This window comes from Nostoc mirabile CHAB5784, assembly GCF_020829645.1.
Classification (GTDB): Bacteria; Cyanobacteriota; Cyanobacteriia; order Cyanobacteriales; family Nostocaceae; genus Nostoc; species Nostoc mirabile.
Genome location: NZ_JAIVFS010000273.1, coordinates 1 through 2,717 on the forward strand (window position 1 = coordinate 1; position 2,717 = coordinate 2,717).

General features: G+C 46.1%; 2 protein-coding genes. Both read right to left on the bottom strand.

Annotated elements, in window-relative coordinates; translation table 11 throughout:
* Positions 1–357: 357 nt before the first annotated feature.
* Positions 358–957, bottom strand: coding sequence for a 50S ribosomal protein L25/general stress protein Ctc (locus tag LC653_RS45580; RefSeq protein ID WP_229501804.1), 600 nt, complete (start codon positions 955–957; stop codon positions 358–360).
* 90 nt (positions 958–1,047) lie between these two features.
* Positions 1,048–2,391 (bottom strand): adenylosuccinate synthase, encoded by a 1,344-nt coding sequence (locus LC653_RS45585; RefSeq protein WP_229501805.1) that lies wholly within the window; start codon positions 2,389–2,391, stop codon positions 1,048–1,050.
* Between the last annotated feature and the right edge of the window lie 326 nt (positions 2,392–2,717).

Consider the following 2,717-nt stretch of genomic DNA (forward strand, 5'->3'; position numbering starts at 1 on the left):
GTAACTCCACCACGTAAAGAAGCATCTGTTGCTGTTTAATACCTTAGATTATTCATACTTTTGCTAAGTCTCTGATTAACTCAGCCCTGCTGGGTCATTTTGTATAGCTTAGTCTAAACTCCAGAACCCAACCTACTGTTTTCTATAGCGCTTCTCGCTTGAGTCCAATACAGACCTAACCCCCAGCCCCTTAAGAGCTAGCGTTGGGGAGCAAGATTCAAAGCCTCTCTCCTTTTAGGAGAGAGGAATGGAAGTGAGGTCAAAGTGTATTGCTTCCATTCGAGAACCGCTATAAATACAAAAAAACCAGGAGTTCCCCCCTGGTATCATCAAAAATTATTACACAGTTTACCTAGCTTAAGAAGCTGCTTCAGTTTCTGTCCCAGCATCTTCAGCGCTAATTTGTGGTGGCAAAACGCTGACAACAAGTCGCTCTGATTCAGCTAGAGGTGTTACACCTTCAGGAAAGGGTATATCACTAATACTCAAGCTGTCTCCAATTTGCAGATTAGAGACATCGATTTCGATGACATCTGGGATGTTTTCTGGCGCACAAGTCACTTGCAATTCGGTGACTACGGTGTCTAACACACCACCTTCTTGTTTAACACCAACAGCAGTTCCCACAAAACGCAACCGAACTTCTACAGTAGTGTCGCCGTGGCCTGCAACTGCGAAAAAGCTGAGGTGGTAAGGCGTACCTTTGGCTGGATGGATTTGAAGTTCCCGCAGGAGGGTTTTGCCGCGCCAAGGTACATCAGCAATATTCAACTCAATCAAGGTGTTATTGACGGAAGCTCTTTTGAGCAAACGCTCAACAGTTTTGGCTTCAATGGTCAAAGAAATGGATTCTGTACCCTTATGACCATACAAATTGGCAGGTATCAGTCCAGCACGGCGCAAAGCTCTTGGCTTGCTCCCTTCTGGACGTTTTTGAGATTCGACTGTAATAGCCATAGAAGTTGTCCTTTGTCATTAGTCATTAGTCATTAGTCATTTGTCATTGGTCATTAGTCATTTGTCCTTTGCTAATGACTAATGACCAATTTACGCACTGAGCAGGGTAGCAGGTGTGCCGTCGGCCTGCAATAAAGCACGTTTGGGCCCGTGGATGGGGTCTTCTACGATTATGGTTTGATCGCGGCTTGCTCCTAGTGAGACGATCGCGATCGGGACTTCCATTAATTCAGCGAGGAATTTTAGATAGTCCAGTGCTTGCGGTGGCAAGTCTTCCAGGGTGCGGCAGTCGGTTGTTGACACTTTCCATCCTGGTAAGGTTTTGTAGATGGGGCGACATCTAGCAAATTGACGAGAACTTGTGGGGAAGTGTTCACTGCGTTGACCATCTATGTCATAAGCGACACAAACTTGGATTTCCTCTAATTCATCGAGGACATCTAGTTTAGTGAGCGCCATACAATCCATGCCGTTTATCCGCACGGCATAGCGACCGATGACGGCATCAAACCAGCCACAACGCCGTTTGCGTCCAGTAGTTGTGCCAAATTCGGCACCGCGATCGCACAACATTTCTCCCAACTCTCCATCCAATTCGGTGGGAAATGGCCCTTCTCCCACCCGTGTCGTATAGGCTTTCGACACTCCAATTACCCGGTCTATCATTGTCGGCCCTACCCCTGTACCAACGCAAGCCCCCCCGGCCACAGGATTAGAGGAGGTGACATAAGGATAAGTTCCATGATCTAAGTCAAGGAGCGTACCTTGTGCGCCTTCAAACAAAATATTCCGCCGTCGCCCAATTGCATCGGATATTTTTAACGATGTATCAATAACGTAAGGGCGCAACCGTTCTGCATATCCCAAATACTGTTCAATCACCTCTTGTGCATCTAGAGGCGGCAAGTTGTAAAGCTTTTCTAAAATGACGTTTTTATAATTAATCGTCCACTCCAACTGCTCACGTAGTCCATCCGGGTTCATCAAGTCTAAAACCCGAATGCCTATACGCTCAGATTTGTCAGCATAAGTCGGCCCAATGCCCCGACCTGTTGTGCCGATCTTATGGCTTCCCCGTCGTTCTTCCGATGCCTGGTCAATCAACCGATGATAAGGCATTGTTACGTGGGCTGTCTCAGATATCAGCAGGTGGTCAGTGGAAATATTTAGTTCTTTTAATTGGTCGAGTTCTGCAATCAAAATCTGTGGATCGATGACTGTTCCACAGCCGATAATGCAATCGGTATTTGGATACAAAATACCAGAAGGAATCAAGTGCAGCTTAAAGGTCTGACCTTTAACTACAATCGTGTGTCCAGCATTGACACCCCCTTGATAACGAACCACAACATCTGCGGAACGGCTGAGTAAGTCAGTTATTTTACCTTTTCCTTCATCGCCCCATTGGGCACCTATGACAATGACGTTAGCCAAGAGCTTAAATTAAGAAGTAAAGTTTCCACAAACTATAATTATTAACATATTCCTGGAATCATGTCAAGCTTATTCTATAACTACCTACTACATCGGGCGCAAAGATAAACATATCATTTCAAATGGCGCAAGAAGCTCGGAATATAAAGCAGATTGCAACAGGCGTGAGGTACAGATATCGTAGGGGCACAACATGTTGCATTGGTGTCAACTTAAGTCAGAAAGCTCATTCCACAGTCATTTTACCCCACCCCTTAATCCCCTCCCCGTGAACGGGGAGGGGAGATTTTGTCGTTAGACAAAAGCGGGGTGGGGTGACGACGGCT